The organism is Pyxidicoccus sp. M15 (assembly GCF_056858435.1).
This window is the reverse complement of sequence record NZ_CM166495.1, coordinates 12,606,320-12,627,326: the sequence shown is the minus strand read 5'-3', so window position 1 is coordinate 12,627,326 and position 21,007 is coordinate 12,606,320. Positions and strand designations below refer to the sequence as shown.

14 protein-coding genes are annotated in these 21,007 nt (G+C 69.0%); 6 read left to right on the top strand and 8 right to left on the bottom strand.

Going from position 1 to position 21,007, the window contains the following annotated elements; translation table 11 throughout:
* Positions 1 to 3 precede the first annotated feature (3 nt).
* A complete protein-coding gene (locus tag ACX9TP_RS47170; RefSeq protein ID WP_482977300.1) occupies positions 4 to 975 on the bottom strand; it encodes a PDR/VanB family oxidoreductase in 972 nt (323 codons plus the stop codon).
* Between the two features lie 434 nt (positions 976 to 1,409).
* Here ACX9TP_RS47170 and ACX9TP_RS47165 point away from each other — a divergent pair, with 434 nt between their 5' ends.
* The 3 genes from ACX9TP_RS47165 to ACX9TP_RS47155 all read left to right on the top strand — a co-directional run bounded on the left by ACX9TP_RS47165 (position 1,410) and on the right by ACX9TP_RS47155 (position 3,710).
* Entirely contained in the window at positions 1,410 to 2,060 is a 651-nt protein-coding gene (locus ACX9TP_RS47165; RefSeq protein ID WP_482977299.1) for a hemerythrin domain-containing protein, read from the top strand.
* 182 nt (positions 2,061 to 2,242) lie between these two features.
* Positions 2,243 to 3,001: an SIMPL domain-containing protein gene (locus tag ACX9TP_RS47160; protein WP_482977298.1), complete on the top strand. Its 759-nt coding sequence runs from the start codon at positions 2,243 to 2,245 to the stop codon at positions 2,999 to 3,001.
* Between the two features lie 184 nt (positions 3,002 to 3,185).
* Positions 3,186 to 3,710, top strand: a complete 525-nt coding sequence (locus ACX9TP_RS47155) for a hypothetical protein (RefSeq protein ID WP_482977297.1) — start codon at positions 3,186 to 3,188, stop codon at positions 3,708 to 3,710.
* 28 nt (positions 3,711 to 3,738) lie between these two features.
* Here ACX9TP_RS47155 and ACX9TP_RS47150 read toward each other — a convergent pair whose 3' ends face one another.
* From ACX9TP_RS47150 to ACX9TP_RS47130, 5 genes are all read right to left on the bottom strand, one after another.
* Complete coding sequence (locus ACX9TP_RS47150; RefSeq protein WP_482977296.1) at positions 3,739 to 7,818, bottom strand: putative Ig domain-containing protein; 4,080 nt, start codon at positions 7,816 to 7,818, stop codon at positions 3,739 to 3,741.
* Between the two features lie 163 nt (positions 7,819 to 7,981).
* Positions 7,982 to 10,687: a lipoprotein TP_1001-related protein gene (locus ACX9TP_RS47145; RefSeq protein WP_482977295.1), complete on the bottom strand. Its 2,706-nt coding sequence runs from the start codon at positions 10,685 to 10,687 to the stop codon at positions 7,982 to 7,984.
* Between the two features lie 121 nt (positions 10,688 to 10,808).
* Positions 10,809 to 12,227: an IgA Peptidase M64 gene (locus ACX9TP_RS47140; RefSeq protein ID WP_482977294.1), complete on the bottom strand. Its 1,419-nt coding sequence runs from the start codon at positions 12,225 to 12,227 to the stop codon at positions 10,809 to 10,811.
* Between the two features lie 104 nt (positions 12,228 to 12,331).
* Positions 12,332 to 13,786, bottom strand: coding sequence for a PEGA domain-containing protein (locus ACX9TP_RS47135; protein WP_482977293.1), 1,455 nt, complete (start codon positions 13,784 to 13,786; stop codon positions 12,332 to 12,334).
* A gap of 114 nt (positions 13,787 to 13,900) precedes the next feature.
* The gene (locus ACX9TP_RS47130; RefSeq protein WP_482977292.1) at positions 13,901 to 15,661 is read right to left on the bottom strand and encodes an Ig-like domain-containing protein; all 1,761 of its coding nucleotides are present in this window, start codon (positions 15,659 to 15,661) and stop codon (positions 13,901 to 13,903) included.
* Positions 15,662 to 16,027: 366 nt separating this feature from the next.
* On the opposite strand from ACX9TP_RS47130, the gene ACX9TP_RS47125 reads away from it, so the two are divergent.
* The 3 genes from ACX9TP_RS47125 to ACX9TP_RS47115 all read left to right on the top strand — a co-directional run bounded on the left by ACX9TP_RS47125 (position 16,028) and on the right by ACX9TP_RS47115 (position 18,890).
* A complete protein-coding gene (locus ACX9TP_RS47125; protein WP_482977291.1) occupies positions 16,028 to 17,032 on the top strand; it encodes an SDR family oxidoreductase in 1,005 nt (334 codons plus the stop codon).
* A gap of 82 nt (positions 17,033 to 17,114) precedes the next feature.
* On the top strand, positions 17,115 to 18,122 hold the full coding sequence (locus ACX9TP_RS47120) for a diacylglycerol/lipid kinase family protein (RefSeq protein WP_482977290.1): 1,008 nt from the start codon (positions 17,115 to 17,117) through the stop codon (positions 18,120 to 18,122).
* 78 nt (positions 18,123 to 18,200) lie between these two features.
* Positions 18,201 to 18,890, top strand: a complete 690-nt coding sequence (locus tag ACX9TP_RS47115) for an NUDIX hydrolase (protein ID WP_482977289.1) — start codon at positions 18,201 to 18,203, stop codon at positions 18,888 to 18,890.
* A 27-nt stretch (positions 18,891 to 18,917) separates the two neighbouring features.
* Here the strand turns inward: ACX9TP_RS47115 and ACX9TP_RS47110 are convergent, their stop codons facing one another.
* Together ACX9TP_RS47110 and ACX9TP_RS47105 are read right to left on the bottom strand one after the other, a co-directional pair.
* A complete protein-coding gene (locus ACX9TP_RS47110; RefSeq protein ID WP_482977288.1) occupies positions 18,918 to 19,775 on the bottom strand; it encodes a hypothetical protein in 858 nt (285 codons plus the stop codon).
* 108 nt (positions 19,776 to 19,883) lie between these two features.
* The gene (locus tag ACX9TP_RS47105) at positions 19,884 to 20,804 is read right to left on the bottom strand and encodes a hypothetical protein (protein ID WP_482977287.1); all 921 of its coding nucleotides are present in this window, start codon (positions 20,802 to 20,804) and stop codon (positions 19,884 to 19,886) included.
* Between the last annotated feature and the right edge of the window lie 203 nt (positions 20,805 to 21,007).

The following is a 21,007-nucleotide window of genomic DNA, read 5'->3' as shown; positions in this document are numbered from 1 at the left end:
AGGCTACAAGTCCAACACCAGCCGCTTGGAGCGGGCGCGAGACACGCAGACGAGCATGCGCTTGTCGCCCGCGGGCTCCTGCTGGAAGAACGTGTCGCGGTGCTCGGGCTGGCCTTCGCAGACGCGGGTGACGCACGTGCCGCACGAGCCGGCCTCGCAGTCACTCTGCACGCGCACGCCGTTGCGGCGCAGCACGTTGAGCACGGACTGCCCGGCGGGCACGTTGAGCACCTGGCCGGTGCTGCGGATGGACACCTCGAAGTCGGAGTCCACCTGTCCGGAGGCGGCGCCGGTGCCCTCGGCGGTGAAGGACTCGAAGTGCACCTTCTCCCAGGGCCAGCGGTGGTGCGTGGCGGCGTCGCGCACGGCCTTCATCAGGCCCGCGGGGCCGCAGCAGTACAGGCGCGCCCCCGGCCCGCGGGTGGCCAGCAGCGCCTTCACGTCCAGGCCCTTCGACGGGTCTCCGCCGTCGAAGTAGAAGCGCACGCGGTCCGCGAAGGGCGCGGTGGAGAGCAGCTCGCGGAAGGCGGTGCGCTCGGGCGTGCGGGAGCAGTAGTGCAGCGTGTAGTTCGCCCCGGTGCGCTCGAGCATCCGCACCATGGCCAGCATCGGGGTGATGCCGATGCCGCCCGCCACCAGCACGTAGCTGCGCGCGAAGAGCAGGGGGAAGTTGTTGGTGGGCGCGCCCACTTCCAGCACGTCACCCACGTGGACGCGCTCGTGCATGGCGCGCGAGCCACCGCGCCCCTTGCCGTCCAGGTGCACGGCGATGACGTAGCGGTGCGTCTCGTCCGGGTCATTGCAGAGCGAGTACGAGCGCACGAAGTCCCCCGGCCCCGGGACTCGCACCTGGAGGTGGGCACCGGGCTCGAAGCCGGGCAGCGCGCCTCCGTCCTCGGCGACCAGCTCGTACGACAGGATGTCCTCGGCCTCGCGAGTGATGCTCGCGACCCGCACCCGCAGGGTGTCATTCACCACGGTGTCTCCCCTTCCCCTTGCTCGCCGCCGGCGGGACGCCGCCACCCGGTCAGGGCGCCCCGGACATTGGGCAGCGACCGTCCGAGCGGTGATTGCACCGGAGTACAGGGTGTTCGTCCGCTTCAAGTCGGTGCAAGTCCTTGAGGCCCCGTGAAACGGGCTGAAGCCCCGCCGCTCGCGGCTGCCGGAGCCGAGCGCGGCACGTCTTCGTGACACCCGCACCCCTTGAAAGGACACACGGCGCGTTCTGGCGGAGTGGAGATCGGAAGAAGTCGCCCGGCTGCCTGCCGGGCATGCGGGGCAGCGGGCCATCCCCGAGCCACCCCGGCATGCGGGAGGCACCATCCCCACCATCCACTACGTGCCGCGCTGCGCCAGGAGTTCTGCGCTCGGCGGGGGATGCGCGGCCTCACGACTTCAAGGAGGTTTTCATGGATGCCATCGCGTTGCTGAAGGCGGACCACAAGACGGTGGAGCAGCTCTTCCGGAAGTACGAGAAGGCGGGCCCCAACGCCCACAAGCTGAAGCGCAAGCTGGTGGACCAGTTGGTGCACGAGCTGTCCGTGCATGCCGCCATCGAGGAGCAGGTCTTCTACCCGGCGGTGCGCGCGCGTGCGGAGGAGCTGGGCAGCGACGTGCTGAACGCGCTGGAGGAGCACCACGTGGTGAAGCTGGTGCTCGCGGAGCTGGACGCGATGCCGCCCGAGGCGGAGCGCTTCGACGCGAAGGTGCACGTGCTGATGGAGAGCGTGCGTGCGCACGTGCTGGAGGAGGAGAGCGAGCTCTTCCCGGCCGTGAAGAAGGCCTTCCGCCCGCAGGAGCTGCGGACGATGGCGGACGTGCTGGAGATGGCGAAGAAGGCGGCGCCCACGCGGCCGCACCCGCTGGCGCCGGACACGCCGCCGGGCAACCTGGTGGCGGGCGCGGTGTCTGCGGTGATGGACATCGGCCGGGACGCGCTGCGGGCCGCGCGCCGCAAGGCGACCACGAAGGTGCGCTCGGTGGCGGGGCTCGGTCCGAGCTCGAAGCCGCAGCCCCGCCCGGCGGCGTACGAGGCGGGCGGCGACGCGGCGAGCCCGTGAGCCTGGGCCGGGCGGAGGGCTGAGACGCGCGCCAGGGGCCCGCGGTTCCAGCTCGTGGCACGCGCCCGAGGCAGGGAGATGAAGAAGGCAGGGCACCGAGGCGGAGTGAATGCCGCGCGGTGCCCTGCCGTCATTTGGGGGGACGACGTCGCATCACGACCCCGCACGCCCGAGGAGGCGCCATGCTCCCTGCCCGACCTGTCCGTTCCCTGTTGCTCGCCGCGCTGCTGCTCACCGGCCTGGTGGCCTCCGCGCAGCCCGAGCCCGTGTCCCAGCCGCGCCCGCCGGTGGACCCCGCCGTGCGGACGATTCGCGTGGAGGGCACGGGCGAGGTGAAGGCGCAGCCGGACGAGGCCTTCATCGACCTGGCGGTGGAGACGGTGGCGCCGAACGCGAAGGTGGCGGGCGAGCAGAACGCGAAGCGGATGGAGAAGGTGATTGCGGCGCTGACGTCCGCGGGGATTGCGCGGCGGGACATCCAGACGCGCAACTACTCGGTGTACCCGGAGTACGCGCCGCCCGCGCCCAACGAGCAGGAGCCGAAGCTCAAGGGCTACCGGGTGAGCAACGTGGTCAGCGTGCACGTGAAGGAGCTGTCGCGGGTGGGAAGCCTGCTGGACCAGGCGCTCGCGGCGGGAGCCAACCGGGTGGACCAGGTGCGCTTCGGGCTGAGCCGTGAGGACGCGGTGCAGGGCGAGGCGCTGCGCCAGGCCGTGGCCCGGGCGCGCAAGTCGGCGGAGGTGCTGGCGGCGGCGCTGAACGTGAAGCTGGGCGCGGTGCTGGACGCGAGCACGGTGACGGAGCCCCCGAGGCTGTACGCGGCGCGGCTGGCGATGGCGGAGATGGCGGACACCCGCGCGGCCACGACGCCCATCCAGCCGGAGGAGCAGACGGTGCAGGCGAAGGTGACGCTCATCTACGTCATCGAGTCCGCGAAGTAGCCGCGCTCGTCCGGGCAGGCGGCACGGTGCTCTGCCGCCTGCCCGCCCTCCCTGGGGTCCGGGAGGTTGGAGCCGCTGGGTTCTCGGCCGCCTGGACCGTTCGCATCTTGATGGGAGGGGAGGGAAACCGGGGCTGCGGGCCCGGGCCCTCGGACTTCTTGCACGGGCAGGAGGGCAGGGGACGATGACCAGCAGACGCGGCTGGACATGTGTGGCGCTCGTGGTGGGCAGCCTGGCGCTGGGGTGCCGGAACGAGGCCGAGGGGCCGTCGAATCCCTCGGCGGGCGAGCGAGAAGGACGCTCCGATGTCCTGCGGGGGCTCATGGCCTCGAAGGAGCGGGCACCGGAGCCGGAGAACCTGAAGGGGCCCTCCGAGCTGACACCGCAGCCCGAGCCCGAGCCGGGACAGGGCGGCTCTGGTCGTCCCGAGTCCGCGCGGAGCGTGCTGGGCCAGGTGTCCTGGGTCGGAGACGATGAGCTCCTCATCCGCGACGCGGAAGGCACCGAGCACGAGTTCGAGGTGAGCCCGGACACGCGGCTTGTGGTGGGCAAGGACGTCGTGCCGCTGAGGGCGATGCAGAAGGACGACGAGGTCCGGGTGCACTACGACGAGGGCGCGGGAGGGCTGGTGGCGCGCCAGGTGGAAGTGCTGCCCGGCCGGGACACGCGTCCCGGCCCGCGGGGCGAAGAAGCCCCGCGGCTGCGCTGAGCCCGTGTCCCCCGCGCGGGCTGGCGTGTCAGAACGCGCCGCCGTCCGCGCGCCGGCCCGCGGAGGAGCCGAGTCCCGGATTGAGCGTGGTGTGGGGGACCCAGCCCGCGTCGGGCACGGCGTCCGGCATCCGGTTGATGGACACGTTGTCGATGGTGCTGCCGTAGCCCACCATGTCCACGATGCCGCCGTCGGGAGCGCGGAGGCTGGGGACGTCGCCATCGTTGTTGAGACCGAGCTGTCCGGTGGACGCGGCCAGCGTGTTGGGCGTGCCGGCCTCGAAGCCCCGAGGCCCGCCGTACACGACGAAGGCGCGGCCCGGCGCGAGCGTCGTCCCCGAGGGGAAGACGTGCCGCGCGACGGCCGAGTCCCACAGGCTCCAGCCGGAGAGGTCCGCGTTGGAGTCGCCGAAGTTGAGCACCTCGATGAACTCGAAGTGGGGGTCGCCCACGCCACCATCTCCGGCGGGCTCGTTGGCGAGGATTTCGTTGATGAACAGCCTGGGCGGGGACGAGGGCTCCGAGTTGCCTCCGCCGCCCAGGGCGTACTGGCTGACGACGGGGTAGTGGTCGCTGACGACGTTGCCGTAGTTGGGAATCCAGCTGTCGGGGCGCAGCACGCGGACGGAGCCGGACAGGTAGTCCACCGCCAGCTCGTTGGTGGCGAGCGTGTGGTCGATGGCCTCGCGGTACGAGACGGTGGTGCGCTCCCCGGCGAGCGACAGCGGCCGGGTGATGAAGGTGTAGCGGGACGTGTCGAGCACGAAGGGCTCGAAGGGGCTGGCGAGGTACAGGCCGTCATTGCCGCGGCTGATGGAGCGGTCGACGTCATCGTTCCAGTCGCCGATGACGAGCACGCGCTCGGAGGGCATGGTGGTGTCGAGGTAGCTCTTGAGCGCGGCGCTGGAGCGCTGCCGCTGCCCGTAGGAGACCTCGTCTTCGAACGCCTTCATGTGGACGACGATGACGACGAGGGACACGTCCGCGCCGCCGACGCGCAGGGTGAAGTCCACGCGAAGGGGTGGGCGGCCACCGAAGTCGGCGGCCTGCGCCGTGAGGATGAGCTGGGCGCTGCGCCAGGTGAGGGAGCTGTCGTAGAGGATGCCGGGCTTCTGCTCACCGGAGCTGTACCAGGACGAGCCGCCAGGGACGAAGGACAGGTCGTTGGCGAGGAAGCCGCTGTACCCGGGAAGCTGGGCCTTGAGGGTGGCGAAGTCCGCCGAGTCCACCATCTCCACGAAGCCCCACACGTTGACGCCCGCGTCGCCGATGACGTCGCGCGCGTAGGCAATCTGCAGGTCGTCGGGAGTGCCACCGTCGGAGGTGGAGTTCGGAGGCCCCTGGTTGGGGGCGCCGAACCACTCGAGGTTCCAATGGCCCACGGTGAGCGGGGCGCCCGTGCCGCGCACGTTGAGCGACAGCGTGCGGAAGTCCTCGTTGTCTTCGGCGTCGAGCACGGTGACGGTGAAGCTCGCGGAGCCGCTCGCCGTGGGCGTGCCGGAGATGACGCCCGAGGAGGACAGCGAGAGTCCCGCGGGCAGCGCGCCGGTGTGGCTCCAGACCAGCGGGGCCCGGCCATTGGAGGCGGTGAGCGTGGCGCTGTAGGGCTGGCCCCGGACGGCGTCGGGGAGTGAGGCCGTCGTCACGAGGGGCGGGACGTAGACAGGCAGCGTGAGGGTGCGCAGCGCGGCGCGGCCGTTGGCGTCGGTGACGCGCGCGGTGAACGAAGTGGTGCCGCTGATGGGCGTGCCGCTGATGCTTCCCGTGCTGGACAGGGTGAGGCCCGCCGGCAGCGAGCCCGAGGCGATGCTCCAGGTGAGCGGGGCCTTGCCGCCGGAGGCGACCAGCGAGGTGGTGGGGTAGGGCTCACCACCGCGGCCCTCGGGGAGCGAGCTGGTGACGACAGCGGGGAGCAGGTAGGTGGTGAGCGCGAAGGCCCGCGAGTGGGTGCGGCCATTGGCGTCGGAGATGCCGACCTGTCCGGAGGTGGTGCTCGCGGCGAAGGGCGTGCCGGTCAGCTCGCCGCCGCTGGTGAGGACGAGCCACGTGGGCAGGGGATTCGGGGTGAAGAAGGTGTGCGGCGGCTTCCCGTCGCTGACGAGGTACGTGACGCTGAAGGGCTCGGAGACATAGCCGTCGAGCTGGAGGGGCGGGCCGGAGAGGGACGGCGGCCGGTACATGACGAGCGCCAGCGTGCGAGAGGAGGTGCGCCCTCCGCTGTCGGTGACGCGGACGGTGAGGGAGAAGGTGCCGGTGCTCGCGCCGGGAGTCCCGGTGATGGCGCCGCTGCTCGACGTGAGGGCGAGGCCCTGGGGCAGGGAGCCCGAGTCGATGGACCACGAGTGCGGCGCGCGTCCACCGGCAGCGGTGAGGCTGGCGGTGTACGTGCCGCCCACGTACCCGTCGGGGAGCGAGCTGGTGGTGACGATGGGCGGAGCGTAGACGGTGAGGGACAGCACGCGGCTGTCGGTGCGACCGCCGTCATCGGTGACGCGCACGGTGAAGGACGAGGCGCCAGTGCCGAAAGGCGTCCCGCTCAGCGTGCCGTCGGAAGCGAGCGACAGGCCCGAGGGCAGGGAGCCGGAGGCGAGGGACCAGGTGAGCGGAGCCCGGCCACCCGAGGCGGCGAGGCGGGTGGAGTACGCCTTGCCCGGGTCACCATCCGGAAGCGTGGTGGTGGTGATGGATGGGAGCGCGTGGACGGTGAACGAGACGGGGCGCGAGGCGGTGCGGCCGTTGGCGTCACGCGCGCTGACATTGAAGTTGAAGACACCGGCCTGGGCGGGCTTGCCATGGAGGAGCCCCTCTCCCGCGAGCGCGAGCCAGGGAGGGAGCACGCCCGAAGCGGTGAAGAGGTACGGAGCCTTGCCGGCGGAAGCGGAGAAGGGCAGCGCGACGCTGTCACCGACGTAGGCGCTCTGGGCGGGCACGGCGGCGAGCGAGGGAGGCGGATACGTGGTGAGGGACACCTGGCGCTCATCGGTGGCGCTCAGCGCGTCGGTGACGCGGACGGTGAAGGAGGTGGTGCCGGCGGCGGACGCGGTGCCGTCGAGGGCGCCCGAGTCGAGCAGTCGCAGGCCCGCGGGCAGCGAGCCCTGCGTGAGGGCCCAGGTGTACGGAGGCTGGCCGCCTGCTGCGGCGAGGCCCTGGCCGTAGGGGGCATCGGTGTACGCGTCGGGCAGGGTGGTGGGGGTGACGGTGAGGCCGCCGCGGACGGTGAGCTGGAAGGCGGCGGACGCGGCGCGGTCATTGATGTCCTGGACCTCGACGGTGAAGGACGTGGCACCCGGGGTGGTGGGGGTGCCGAGCACGGAGCCGCCCTCCAGCCGAAGTCCTTCCGGAAGTGAGCCCGAGGCGATGCGGAAGGAGAGTGGAGCCTTGCCGCCGCTGGCGTTCAGGGAGGCGGAGTAGGGAGCGCCGACCACGGCGAGGTCGAGCGTGGCGCCGGAGATGGACGGGGGCGCGAAGACGGACAGCGTGAGGTCTCTCTGGGCGGAGAGGCCGGATGCGTCCTGGACGCTGAGGGTGACAGCGAAGGTCCCGGAGCCCACGGGGGTGCCAGCGAAGCGGCCATTCGCGCCCAGGCGCAGGCCCGAGGGCAGCGAGCCGCCCGCGAGGACCCAGATGTACGGGGCCGTGCCGCCGGAGGCGGAGAGCAGGGGCGTGTACTCACTGCCGAGATACGCGTCTGGAAGCGAGGCGGTGGCGACCTCGAAGCTGGAGCCGCGGACGTCGATGCCAAGCATCCTGCGCGCGAACCGGCCGGCCGAGTCGCGGACCTCGACGGTGAAGGAGGTGGAGCCCGGCGCGGAGGGGGTGCCGGCGATTTCGCCTGCAATGGAGAGGGACAGGCCCGCGGGCAGGGCGCCCTGGATGAGCTGCCACGAGTACGCGGGCGAGCCGCCGGAGGCGGCGAGGGTGACGCGGTAGGGCTGGGAGACGGTGGCGGCCGGGAGCTCTTCGGTGGTGAGCGTGAGGGACGAATCACCCCCGTCACCCGTGTTCGAACCCGCGTCCGTGAGGGGAACGAAGGGGACGATGGGCTCGGAGCCGGGGCACGCGGTGAGGATCAGGGAGAGCAGCAGCGACAGGGCGCGCGGGAACCGCATGGAAGCTCCGGCCCGGCACAGCAGGGCCCACGGAAGAAAAGGGCGTCACTGTACTGTGTTGGACGGATAGGGGCCCCGGGTCGTCGCACACCCACCTGAAAAGAAAAGGGCCGCGGCTCTCGAAGGAGCCGCGGCCCGGGTGTTTCAGTCCTGAGGACTCAGGTTACGGATTGGCAGCGCCCCACGACGGCGCACCCACCGCCCAGTCAGCCGCGGTGTTGTTGTCCGTGGCGCTGATCCGGCGAACCGAGTTGGACGCAGGCGTGGCGCTGTTCGGGATGCCCGTCCAGTCAGCTGTGATTCCTACCGCAGTCGGGTTGGAAGTGGTCGAACAGAGTTCGCCGCCGCAGTCCGCAGGCAGCCACTGGCCCGCGGCCTGGATCGCCTGGAGCTGGCCGGGGAACGCCCCCGGAGGGTTGTTCGCGGTGTTCTTGAAGGGCACCGCATCCTGAATCTGCCCGGCCACATCCTTCACCAAGATGACGCGGGTGGAATAGGTGATGCCTGCGGTGCCGCCCCTGAAGTCCCACGCGTTGTCGTAGTTGCTCGCAGTACCGCTCGCGGGGAACTGGTTCTTCGCGGTCCTCTCATCATTCTGAGCCGTGCCATTGATGTGCACCACGATGATGTCACCCTGTGCGACGTCCACATCCGGAAGGGTAGCCAGCACAACAGGCGAGTTCACATCCTGCTGCACCACGAGCCCGTCCGTCGTGCCGGCGCTGAGTACCTGCAGCTCGACAAGGTCGAGGTTGGTGGCGGAGGCCGTATTCGGCTGCACTTCGGTGATACGAAGAACCGCAGGGACGCGGAAGCCCTTGAAGGTCTTCGTGTTGGCCGAGCCCGAGGTGGACACGGAACCTCCAGCCTGGTCCTTCACGGAAGAGGCCACCGTGACCGAGTAGCTCGTTCCCGCCGTCTGCTCGTTGGTGGTCACGAAGACCTGCTTGCCGCTCACACGGGCGGATGAAGCCGTCAGTCCGCCGGTGAAGGTGAACTGCTCCGCGGGGTTGGTGATGCTCGCCGGGGCGATGCTGCGGTCGAAGGTCAGCCCAACCTCGGTCAACGAGGTCGCCGCCGCGTTGACGAACTTCGGCGCGGGGCAGTTCGTCAGCTGGATTTCAGAGGCGTTGAAGACCGACGGCTGGGTCACCAGGTTGAACCGCCACACCGGCCCCACCGAAATCGTGAAGGCGCAGGTGGGGACGATATCAACCTCATTGACCAGCGTCGCAGGCACGCGGAACCGGATGTTAGGGTCCTGCTGGGTCTCTTCCTCAGTGGTGATGGGGTAGGCCGTGAAGCCGCCGCCACTGGACGTTCCCGCATCGGCAATGGTGCCGCTGAGAGTAATGATCCGGCTCTCGTAGATGTCCGCCGTATCCAGATTGGAAGCAGTAGAGGCGTTGGTCTTGAGGCCGGCGGGAGTCGCACCGGACAGGTTCTGGACCGGATGGCCCCTGCTGACGACCGTCAGGTTGCTCACGGTGAGCGCGATACGCATGCCCGTGGTGATAACGCCAGCGTCGCCGGAGGGTGCGGAGTTGCTACGCTCTGTGACGGTGAAGCTCACCCGGTCACCAACAGCGACCTGGCCGAGCGCCGTCGCGTCAGAGACGAACATCGCAGGGCCCGCCGCCTCGGCCTGGACGAAGAATCCCGGCTTGTCGGTGGTGCCACTGCCCGCGACCGCAGGCTTGATGTAGGTGACGAACGCGCCCGTGATGGGCAGGTCGACGGTCCCGAACGCGGCCGACAGGAAGGCCGTAATCTGCGCGCTTGTCTCCGCCGGAGTCGTGGTGACGGTCGAGTTCTCGCAAGTACCCGAGGCATTGCACACCTGGGTCAGCGAGCAGTTCGCGTTGGTGAGGCACTGCACGCAAGCCGTCCGGTTGTTGCAGATGGGCCGGGTCGCGTCCACGGAGGCGCAGTTGGCGTCCGTGATGCACACCTCACAAACGCCGCGGTTGTTGTTGGCCGTGGTGTCGCAGAAGTCGCGGTTGCTATCCGGCGCGTCCGAGCACTGCGTATCCGAAGAGCAGCCGCAGAAATTGCTGTTGCACGACGGCTTGCTCGCATCGCAACGGGCACGGCTGTCAGTAGTGCACTCGACGCAGGTGGTCGGCTGCGTATCCGTGCGGCAGACCGGGGTCTCCGTGGCGCACGAAGTGTCATCAGCGCAGCCCTCGCAGGCCGTGCCCGCCGCATTGCAGGTCTGGGTGCCCTGGCAGCCGACAGTGGTTCCGCTGGTCGTCACGCAGACCTTGCACTCACCGGCGCCACCGGCCGCGGTGGTATCGCAGATGTTGGTGGGTGAGTTGCAGCCCTGGTCCGCCGCGTTGCCCTGCGCCGAGTCGAGGCACACCTTGCACACGCCCGCGCCGCTGGCTGCGGTGGTGTCACAGATGGGCGCCGTGGCCGCGCAGCCCGTGTCCTGGGCACCAGCCTGAGCCGAGTCGAGGCACGCCACGCACTTGTCGTTCGCCGTATCGCAGACAGGAGTCGCGGCGGTGCAGCCCAGGTCCTGGCCCGCGCCTTCGACCGTGTCGGTGCACGTCTTCACGCCCGCGTCGGTGCCGGCATCCGTGCCCGCGTCAGTTCCCGCGTCGGTGCCCGCATCCGTCCCGGCATCCGTGCCCGCATCCGTCCCGGCATCCGTGCCCGCGTCGGTGCCCGCATCCGCGGGAGGCGGCTGGGTGATGTCACGCTGCCCGCACGTGCCGTCGTTGCAGGTCCATTCCCTGCCCGGGTCCGGCTGCCCGTTGTCGTTACGACAGTCGAACGCGTCGGTACACTCGTCTCCACAGCCCGTGCCCACCGTGACCAGCACGGCGGTCAAAAGAGCCGGAAGCCAATTCCGTCTCAGCATGCGTTCCCCTCCCAGGGATACAAGGTCTTCGCCCCCCTTACACCCGAACCCGGAGAGGGTCCATTGTCCGACCCCCGAGTCACGGGCATTTCACTCGGGGAACGCTTGAATTGTCAGGTGTTCAAGGACTGGCGCGCGGAGCCTTCGCCGCCGGCCCCGCGTACAGGTCGATGACCTCCGTGATTGCGCTCTGACACACCGCGCAGAACGGCACCCTGTCCCGGGTGAACATCACGCAGTCGAGCTGGGGTCGGAAATACCCCCTTGGCTCGTACATGGCGCCCTCGAAGGCACCCACGCGGCCCGAGAACTTCTGAGAGGACAGGAACTTCTCCTCCCAGTCCCGCTGGGCCACGAAGAGGGCGTCCATCTCCGTCTCCGGCTTGCGCTGGGCGCGAATCTGGCGCCGCTGCTTCTGCACGGTGTTGGAGTGGTTTTCGTAGCCCTCCTTGTTCCAGGGCGTGGGGAGCGGCGTGCCCGGCGCCACCAGGTGCTTCCACTTCAACTGCTCCGGGTCATGGAGCGCGGTGACGTTCTTCTCCCAGGGCTCCAGGCGCTCTTCGGTGGGGACGTAGACGGACTCGGAGGTGTAGTACTCGTCGGCCAGTCCGGCGAAGTGGTGGCCGAACTCGTGGACGAAGACGTACGGCGCCCACAGGCTGTCGGCGGCCACGGTGCCGTAGAGGCCGAAGATGCCTCCGCCGCCGTAGGTATTGCCATTGGCCAGGATTTCCACGAACTCGTAGGGCGCGAAGGCGGCCGTCTCCCGGAACGCCTTGTTGTCGAAGGTGAGGACGTACCGCTCGCTGCCGAAGGCGTCGTAGGTGGTGCCCACGGGCGAGCGCCGGTGGATGCCGGTGGACGGCCGGGAGATGCCGGACTGCGCGGCGGCGGGCATCAATCCCCAGACGTTGAAGTCCCCCTTGCGCTCCTTGAAGGGCGAGAAGGTGAAGAGGATGTCCGCCATGCGGCGGGCGTCCTTCTCGAACTTGGGGCGCTCTGCCTCGGTGTAGCCGTCGCCGAGGATGAGCAGGTCCACCTTCTGTTCCGACGGCCCGTTCTCCACCAGCTTCAGCAGCGGGCCTGGGGCCGGCGGAGAGGACGGGTCCACGAACATGTCCTTCGGGTCCACGACGAGCGACCAGATTTCGCGAAAGGCGTTCTGCGCGTCACGCTTCTTGAGGAGCACCTGGACGGGGCCTTCCGGCGCGGGAAAGCGCAGCGACTCGTGGAAGGTGCGGTGCATGCTCTTCGCTTCGGTCGTGATTTCCCACTCGCCGTAGATGGAGGCGAAGCCGCGCGAGAACAGGAGCCGGTTGGTCTTCCTGTCACGTACCTCGAAGAGGTACTTGCCGAGGTTCGTTTCGTCGATGGCGCGCGCGGGGTGCCCGGGCCAGGGCAGCGGCTCGATGACCGCCTTATCGAGGCTGAAGCGCTCCTCGGTGGCGTTGCCGGTGTGGAAGTAGTCGACGCGGAAGGTGCGAGGGGCCGCGGCGGAGGCGCTCGTGGCCAACAGCAGGACGAGGAGGGCACGCATCATGCGCGCACTCTACGCGCCCGGTGAGTCGCACGCTGTCGTTCCGTGAGTTGGCCCGGCCCACGGGCGTCCTGGCGCAATGGCCAGGACACGCCATGACGGCAGCCTCAGAAGGAGCCGGACAGTGTGGCCGACGCGCCCTCTCCGTCCATGGCGACGCCCACGGACACAGGAGGAGGCGTTGCCGAGGACGGCGACAGCAGGAAGAGCACGGCGCCGGTCGCCACCGCGGCTCCTCCACCAACGAGCAGCCCGGTCAGGACATTGCCCTTCTGGGCCAGCGAGTCACGGAGCACCAGGGACTCCTTGTCGGTCGAGAGGATGCGGCCGTTGTCGAGCCGCTTCTCCAGCGCATCCAGGTCCTTCTGCGCGAGGAGTCGCACCACGCCCGCGCCGCCCAGTGCCGCCGCGCCCACTCCGAGCGCCACATAGGACGCGGTGCGCAGACCGGAGGTGGAGCGGGGGACCGCCGTGTCCTCCACGCCCTCCGAGAGGAGACTGGGCGCGTTGAGGTCCATCCCCGCTTGTGAGCCGCCCGACTTGTCCGCGCTGCCCGGCTGCTCCCACGGCGCCTTGCCGTTGGCGTTCATCACCACGAGGTTGGAGGGGGAGCGGCCGGTGGTGACGAAGTCCACCAGGGCCGAGAGGGCCTCCGCCGGAGCATCGAGACCCTGCGTCTTGAAACCACCCTCGCGCAGCTTCTGGCCGCCCTCGACGTTGAGCACGGTGGCGGCGAACCACTTCGGCCCGCTGCTCGGGCGCTCCAGACGGACGACGATGACCTCCTCCACGCCGAGCGTGCCGCCCAGCCGGACGGAGTGGCTGAGCGTCCGTTCGTCATTGCCGTCCCGGGACGCGAGGCACGGAAAAGGACTGGTGGAGACGGAGCCTTCGTAGGCCACGTCGATGAGCAGGGGCATGTCCGCGCCCTGCACCTGGACCTGGCGCGGGAAGCTGGTGGTGGTGCCTTTCACCAGGGTGATGTCGTAGGTGCCTGCGGCCACCTCCAGCGTCACGGGCGTCTGTCCGACCTTGAGTCCATCCAGGTACACGTCCGAGGCCGGCTGCGTGGACTTCACGGACAGCCTTACCTTGCGAGTCTTGGCGAGTTCACGCCGGAGCTTGTCGAAGCCCTGGCGGACGGAGGGGGCGAACAGGTCCGGGTCGAGCTCGTAGTCGGGCTGGAGCCGGAGGACGTTGCGGAACGCGGCGTCGCTCTCCTTGGGCTTGCCCAGGGCGCGGTAGTTCAGGCCGTGGAGGAGCTGGGCATCCACGTAGAGCTTCCAGCGCGGCTCGCCCACGGGGAGTCGGGTGATTTGCTGGAGGGCCTCGTCGAGGGACTGGGCGGCCTTGCTGTTGCGCCCCTCGTAGAAGTGGTCCTGGGCGGCTTCGAGCTGGCGCTGCAGGTCTTCGAAGCTCTTGGAGGACTGGGGGAAGAGCCGCTCACCGAACTCGGTGGCGCTCAGCACGTCCTGCTCGGGGCGGGACGTGAGCGTGTCCAGGAACGCCTTGGTCTGGCCGCCCAGCTCCGCGTCCGTGCAGTCGCCGCTGGCGACGACCATGCGCCGCGGTGCCGCTGACGAAAGGACTGGTAACAAACATGCTGTAGCTATGAGTAGGAATTTCATTCGTGCTTTGCCTCGATGAAGGGCCAGGGAATTCCTTCGAGGATGCAGTTAATGATTGAGACGGTATGCGACGGGTTCCAAATAGTTGGAGCGCGACGGGTAGGATCTAAACCCCGTAATTACTGTGTTTTCGTGTGTGTCGCTGTCGAGCGACGAGGGAGAGAAACGGTATGGATTTGCGCTCTCCATTTCGAGGGGATGGGTGATGAGGTCCCATGTCTCGCCCGCCTGCCGATAGATGTTGATGCGTAATTCTGTTTCGATGAGTTCGCTCCAAGAGGCTTGTAGCTGGCTGCTGGAGCTTTTTTGAAAGACCGGGAAGCTTGAATCGACACCAGGTGAAGTATCGAGAGGGATTTCTAGTGTCAGCCATTCATTGTTGTGCCATTGGCTGAGTATGGTTTCTGTTTTGGTGCTGGAGTTCTCTCGGAGCATCCAGAACGCGAAGAGTTTGTTGCTGCTGTTGACGGCAATTTCGGCGTTACTGACATAGTGGTGGTCGTAGGCAGCAACGTAGTGAGCCATTTCCTCCCACACGCTTCCGGTCCAGCGTCGAACGTAGAGTTTCTGGCCGTCGGTAAACGCAACGGAAGGGTTGTCAGCGGAATCCAGTGACAAGGTGGGCCGTTGTGAGTTCGAGCTTGTGTCGCCGTAGAGAGGAGTGCCTACGGGGGCCCAGCCCGCTTCGGACCACTGATACACGTGGATTGCGGCGCCTTCGACATCCTCGGGATCCATGTTGAAAGCAATTGTAGGGATTCCCTTTGAAGTGAGTTGGAGCGAGATGCCCAATGCATGTGTGCGTTGGGGCAGGATGCCAATGGGATCGCCAAATTGCTCCCAAGACGTGCCCGTCCACCGCGCTACGTGGAGATGGTTCTCTGACTCATAGCCCATTCCCTCGTGCCAGGCGACGATCGGTCGACCATCTGGATCGATCTGGATTGATGGCGAATCCGCGAAGAAATCCGAGGTGGGCCTCGTTTTCAGCCCATCGCCAAGCTTTTCCCACGCACTCCCCGTCCATCGAACAACGAGAATGTTCATGCTCTTGCCGTCAAATTCCTCACGGACGACAACAGGATTCCCATTCCTGTCGAGTCGGACGATTGGCGCATTCATGAGTGATGGGTCTGGATATGATGCCGAAAGCGGTGGGTAGAGGAGGAGCCGTGGCAGGGCCCAGGTCCAATTGCCTGAGGGCAGCGATGCCTTGTTTCCCGCCAGATCCGTGACGCCCTCCGAAATGGCCAGCGCCACTGTGTTCGGCGTTGCCACCGTCGTCGTCGGCACCACCGTCACCGTCCTCCCATCCCCCGAAACCGACACCGTCCGGGCCACCTCCACCCCACCCACCGTCAGCCGCACGGACTCATTCGTCAGCGTGCCCACCTTCACCGGCTCGGAGAACACGGCCTGGATGGGGCTCTTCACCCAGACATCCTGGGCCCCCGGTTCCGGAGTCCGAGACACCACCGTCGGCGGCGTCCGGTCCACCACCACCTCCCGCGCCTCGCTGGCGAACGTCACCTCCCCGAACACCGCCCGCGCCACCAACAGGTGCGTCCCCTCCGCCACCTCCGCCGTGTCCCACGCATACACGTACGGCGCCGCCACCTCCGCCAACACCTCCCCGTCCTTCAGCAGCTCGACGCGCTCGGGCGTATGCCCCGTCACCTCCAGCCGGACCTCCAGCACACCCTTCGTGTAGGCCAGCCCCTCCGGCGAGGTGATGCGCACCTCCGCCTTCGCGGGTTCGATATCCGGCACGCTGATGCACGCCGGTGAAGACAGCAGGACGACAGCCACCCAGGGCAGCAGGAAGAAAGGTCTTGGGGAGTTCATGGCTCGGGGCCGGTGCAGGGAGCGTTCCGTCGGTTACCCGACAGTCGGGCGCACATACCAAGCCTGCCCGCCTTCCTCAAAACCGCCCCGCTCCCCAGAAACCCAAGTCATTTCCGACCCTTGCCGGCCCCCAGTCCCTATCCATCCAGACCGAACCCCCAAGGGAGTATGGACGGCCCCCGTCCCGACCGTGGACCCCCGTCCGCTCCGCCGCCTGCCCCCCAAGAGGGCTTGCGATGGCCGGGTGCGTCGCAACGTGCCATCCCCATCTTGGCGGAGGGGTTGGGACCATGGGGGCAGGGGCTCGGCCCGGCAAGGAGACCGTGGCTTATGAAGCGTGCCTGGAAGGAAAGAGTCATCGTCATCACCGGCGCATCCAGTGGCATCGGCCGCGCCACCGCGCTCGCCCTGGCGAAGAAGGGCGCCCACGTCGTCCTCGCCGCCCGCCGCGAGGAGCCACTGGATGACCTCGCCCGCGAGTGCGAGTCCCACGGCGTCCGCGCCCTCGTCGTCCCCACGGACGTGTCGGACTCCGCCGCCGTGCGCCACCTCGCCGACGAGGCCCTCAACGCCTTCGGCCACTTCGACGCGTGGATCAACAACGCGGGCGTCTACCTCATGGGCAGCCTCGAGGAGACGCCCGACGACGCCTTCCGCCAGCTCATGGAGACCAACTTCTTCGGCACCGTCACCGGCACCCGCGTCGCCGTGACGCAGTTCCGCCACCAGGGCTACGGCACCCTCGTCAACGTCTCCTCCACCTTCGGCACCGTCGCCGCGCCGTACGTCAGCGCCTACGTCGCCTCCAAGCACGCCGTGCGGGGCTTCTCCTCCTCCGTCCGCCAGGAATTGCTCAACACCGGCATCGACGTGTGCACCGTGCTCCCCGCCGCCATCGACACGCCGCTGTGGCAGCACACCGCCAACTACACCGGCTGGCGTATCCGCCCCGTGGAGCCCGTGTACACGCCGGAGCGCGTCGCCCGCGCCATCCTCCGCGTCCTGCGCAGCCCCAAGCACGAAATCATGGTCGGCCCCGCCGCCCGCAGCTTCGCCGCCATGCACGGCCTCATGCCGGCCACCTTCGAGCGCACCATGCGCGGCGTCACCGAGTCCCAGCACTTCGAGAAGGTGCGCCAGGGACACACCTCCGGCAGCCTCTTCCGGCCCATGGCCGAGGGCACCGGCACCTCCGGTGGCTACCACTCGGCCGGCAAGCAGTGGCTGCGCCGCCTGCTGTGGGCCGGAGGACTGGCGGTAGCGGCCGCCTCCTTCCGCAGGGGAGGGGCGGGACGAAGACTCGGAGTGCGTGTGGCCCACGCGCTGGCCAGCTGAGGGTCATCTTTGCGTCACGAGCCGCCCCGGGTTGCGGCGCTGTGACCGGGCCATGACACAGCCTGGGGAGAGTCCGCCCGCCATGACCGACATCGCCGTACTCGTGAACCTGCGCGCCCGCCGAGGCACCGAAGGAGTCGGAGGCCTCGTGGAGCGCTTCCTCCCCCGGGCGCGCGTGGCGCTCACCCGCTCCCTCGAGGAGGCACGGACCTGGATTTCCGACACACTCCGGCCCAACCCTCCCAGGCTGCTGCTCGCCGGTGGAGGGGACGGCACGATTACCGGGCTCCTCAATGAATTGCGCATGGCGGGCGTGGCGCTGCCGGCCATCGGCGTGCTGCCGCTGGGCACCGGCAACGCCTGGGCCCGCGTCACCGGCGCGCCCCGGGCCGCGGTGGCGCTGAAGCAGATTGCCGCGGTGGGCGAGCGTCTGCCGCCCCTGCGTCCCTTCTCCCTGGTGCGCGTGGAGGGCAAGGTCGCCCCCTTCGCCGGCACCGGCTGGGACGCGGAGATGATTCAGGACTTCAAGAACCAGCTCGCCGTGTCCGGGCCGCTGCGCGGCACCCAGGCGGGCCTGCGCGGCTACCTGGGGGCCATGTTCACCCGCACGGTGCCCCGCCACGTCTTCGGCGACGGCAACCCCCAGGTGTCCGTCTACAACATGGGCGACACCGCGCTCACCCTGGACGCACGCGGCGCGGTGCAGCCGGTGTCCCACGGGGACAAGGGCGCGCTCCTGTACCAGGGGCCCGCGGGCGTCGCCGGCGCGGCCACCACGCCCGAGTGGGGCTTCGGCTTCAAGGCCTTCCCCTTCGCGCAGGCGGTACCCCACCGGCTGTCCGTGCGCGTCTACGGCGCCACCGTGCTGGAGGCCACGCGCAACATGTTCAAGCTGTGGCGCGGCGAGCACCCCCTGCCTCGCATGCATGACTGGTTCGTCCAGCGCGTGCGCATGGACTTCGACCGCGAGGTGCCCTTCCAGATGGGCGGCGACGTCATCGGCATGCGCCGCTCGCTGGAGTTCGACCTGGCCGAGGAGAGCGTCCAGCTCGTCGACTGGCGCCAGCTGTCGCGCATGGTGCGGGTGTAGTCGCGGGCCCGGCTTGACCGGGGTGTGCGTTGGACACTATGGCTGCATCCAGTCCAGCGCCCGCGAACGGATGGAGCCGTGAGCCACACCTACGAGTACCCCAGGCCCGCCTTGACGGTGGACTGCGTCGTCTTCGGCCAGGATGAAGACGACCTGAAGGTGCTGCTCATCCGGCGGGGCGTGGAGCCCTACGCGGGGCGCTGGGCGCTGCCCGGCGGCTTCGTGCGCATGGAGGAGTCCCTGGACGCCGCCGCGCGCCGCGAGCTGGAGGAAGAGGCCGGCATCCGCCCCGGGCACATGGAGCAGCTCTACACCTTCGGCGACCCGGGGAGGGACCCACGCGGGCGCGTCGTCACGGTGGCGTACTTCGCGCTGGTGAAGCTCAGTGACCACACGCTGCACGCGGCCACGGACGCGCGCGAGGCGGCGTGGTTCTCCGTGTGGGACGCGCCGAAGCTGGCGTTCGACCACGCGGACGTCCTCGCCACCGCGCTGCAGCGGCTCAAGGGCAAGGTCCGCTACCAGCCCATCGGCTTCGAGCTGCTGCCGCCCAAGTTCACCCTCACGCAGCTGCAGCGGCTGTACGAGGTCATCCTGGAGCGGCCGCTCGACAAGCGGAACTTCCGCAAGAAGATTCTCGCCATGGACCTGCTGGAGGAGCTGGACGAGGTGGAGCAGGACGTCTCCCACCGCGCCGCGCGCCTCTACCGGTTCGACCACAAGAAATACAAACAGCTGGAGAAGGCGGGCTTCAACTTCGAGCTGTGAGGCCTTGAAGCGCAAGGCCCCGGAGGCTCAGCCCTGCTCATTCACGAGCACCCACGCGTCCTCGGCGGGGACCTGGACTTCGTGCGAGGGCGCGCTCTCGCCGGGCTTGATGTCGAGGGGATGAACCTCCCAGGCCGTCGTGGTGAAGCCGGGCAGCCGCACGCGCCGCGCGAGCCCGTGAAGGGGAAGCTCCACTTCGTCCGCACCGCCGGCCATGCGGGCCGCCGCCTCGGCTCCGGCCTGGGCGATGTCGTCCGGGACGAGGTTCTGCGGGCCCTTGTGCGCGTAGGCGAGCAGGAGCGCGGCCTCGGTCACCTCGCCGCCGCTCAGCGCTCGGAGCACGCGGTCCGCCCAGCGGACGCGCCACAAGTCGGTCCAGTCCTCCTGCGACAGCCAGTCCGGCCGTGCCGGCGCTTCGTCCTCGCGCACCGCCTGCCGCCAGTTGACCCAGGACTTGAACGGGGCGTCGCCGCCCTCCCGGTGGACCCAGAGCGTGTCCGAGTGCCGCGTGAAGCCGGCCACCCAGTACGCCAGCCCGTGGCTTTCGAGGAAGTGGCGCGTCTGCGCATCCAGGGACGTCAGCCGCGCGAGCTGGTCGAGCGTCATCGACTCGAACTCGCGCATGTCGGGCGCGAACTCGGCGTTCAGCTCCGCCATCTCCCAGAGGTACACCTCGAGCCCGGCGCGCTCTTCCTCGGGGAGCCGGAGGTCGGCCTGCTTGCGCAGCTTGGGCGGAAGCGCGCGCGCATCGACCAGGGCCACGTCGCTCTTCCACTGCGCCAGCGGAAACGCCTCGGGAAAGCCCGCGTCGGGGCCGAGGAGCACGTGCACCTTCGTTCCGAAGGACAGGCTGTCGGTAGGGCGCACGCCGATGATTCCGGGCACGGCCAGGCGGCTCTCAGCAAGACGAAAGGGTCGGATGGCGGGCTCCTGTAGAGGGGCTCCCTTCATCCTACGCGAGCGTCCGGGTGCCGGGCCGCTCCAGCGACGGAATCAGCGCAGGTCTTTCGAGAGTACCCAGGTATCCTCGGCGGGGACCTGGAGGTCGTGCAGGGGCGCGGGCTCGTCGCTTGTCCTGGCTTCGAACGGGCTGCGCCTCCAGACCTTCATCGTGAACGCGGGCATCCGCACCCGCAGCGCCGGGCCGTGGAGGGGAATCATCACCTCGTCCGCACCGGCGGCCATGCGGGCCGCCGCCTCGGCTCCGGCCTGTGCGACGTCGTCCTCGACCAGGTTGAAGATGGCCTGGCGCACCCGCGCGAAGAGGAGCCCCGTCTCCGTCACCGCGCCAGCGCTCATCACGCGCAGCATCCGGTCCGCCCAGCGCGACCGCGCGAGCTGCTCGTACGCCTCTGGCTTCAGCCATCCCGGGGGCCCCTCGGCATCCGGCTCATGGCGGGAAGGCAGCCAGTAGCTGGTCCAGGCCTCGGACGGAGTGCTGCCGCCCATGCGCCGGACCCAGAGCGTGTCCGAGTTCCGCGTGAAGCCGGCCAGCCAATAGGAGGCCCCGTGGGCCGTGAGGACGCCACAGGCCCGCTCCTCCAGGGGCGTCAGGCGCGCGCGCTCCAGGATGCGCAGGTCCGTGCGCCGACGCTCTTCCAGGTCGAAGAGCTCCGGGAACTCCTCTCGGAGGGCTTCGAAGTCGGCGATTCCCTCCTCGGGCAGCTCGAGGCCGGCTTCCTTCCGCAGCGCGGGTGGAAGCGCGCGTGCATCGACCAGGGCCACCTCGCTCTTCCACTCGTCCAGTGGCTGGAATTCAGGAAACCCCGCGTCGGGTCCGGTGAGCACGTGTACCTGGTGGCCAAAGGACAGGCTGCGCGGTCCGCGCACACCGATGACCCCGGGCACGGCCAGGCGGCTGTCGTCGAGTCGGAAGGGACGGATGGCGGGCTCCTCGCGGTGGCGTTTCGTCATCCTACGCGAGCGCCTCCTGCCGCCTGACTGTCCGCAAGCCCGCGAAAGCCCTGTCCTCCGGTGCGAACGGCCCCGATGGGTTTGACAAGGTGTCGCTTGGACACTATGTTGGTGTTGTAGAAACACGAACCTGGAGACGAGGCACCGCCCGCCGCGCCACGAGAGGAGAGGCGCGCTCGCGGCGCCCGCTTCCAGGGACGTGA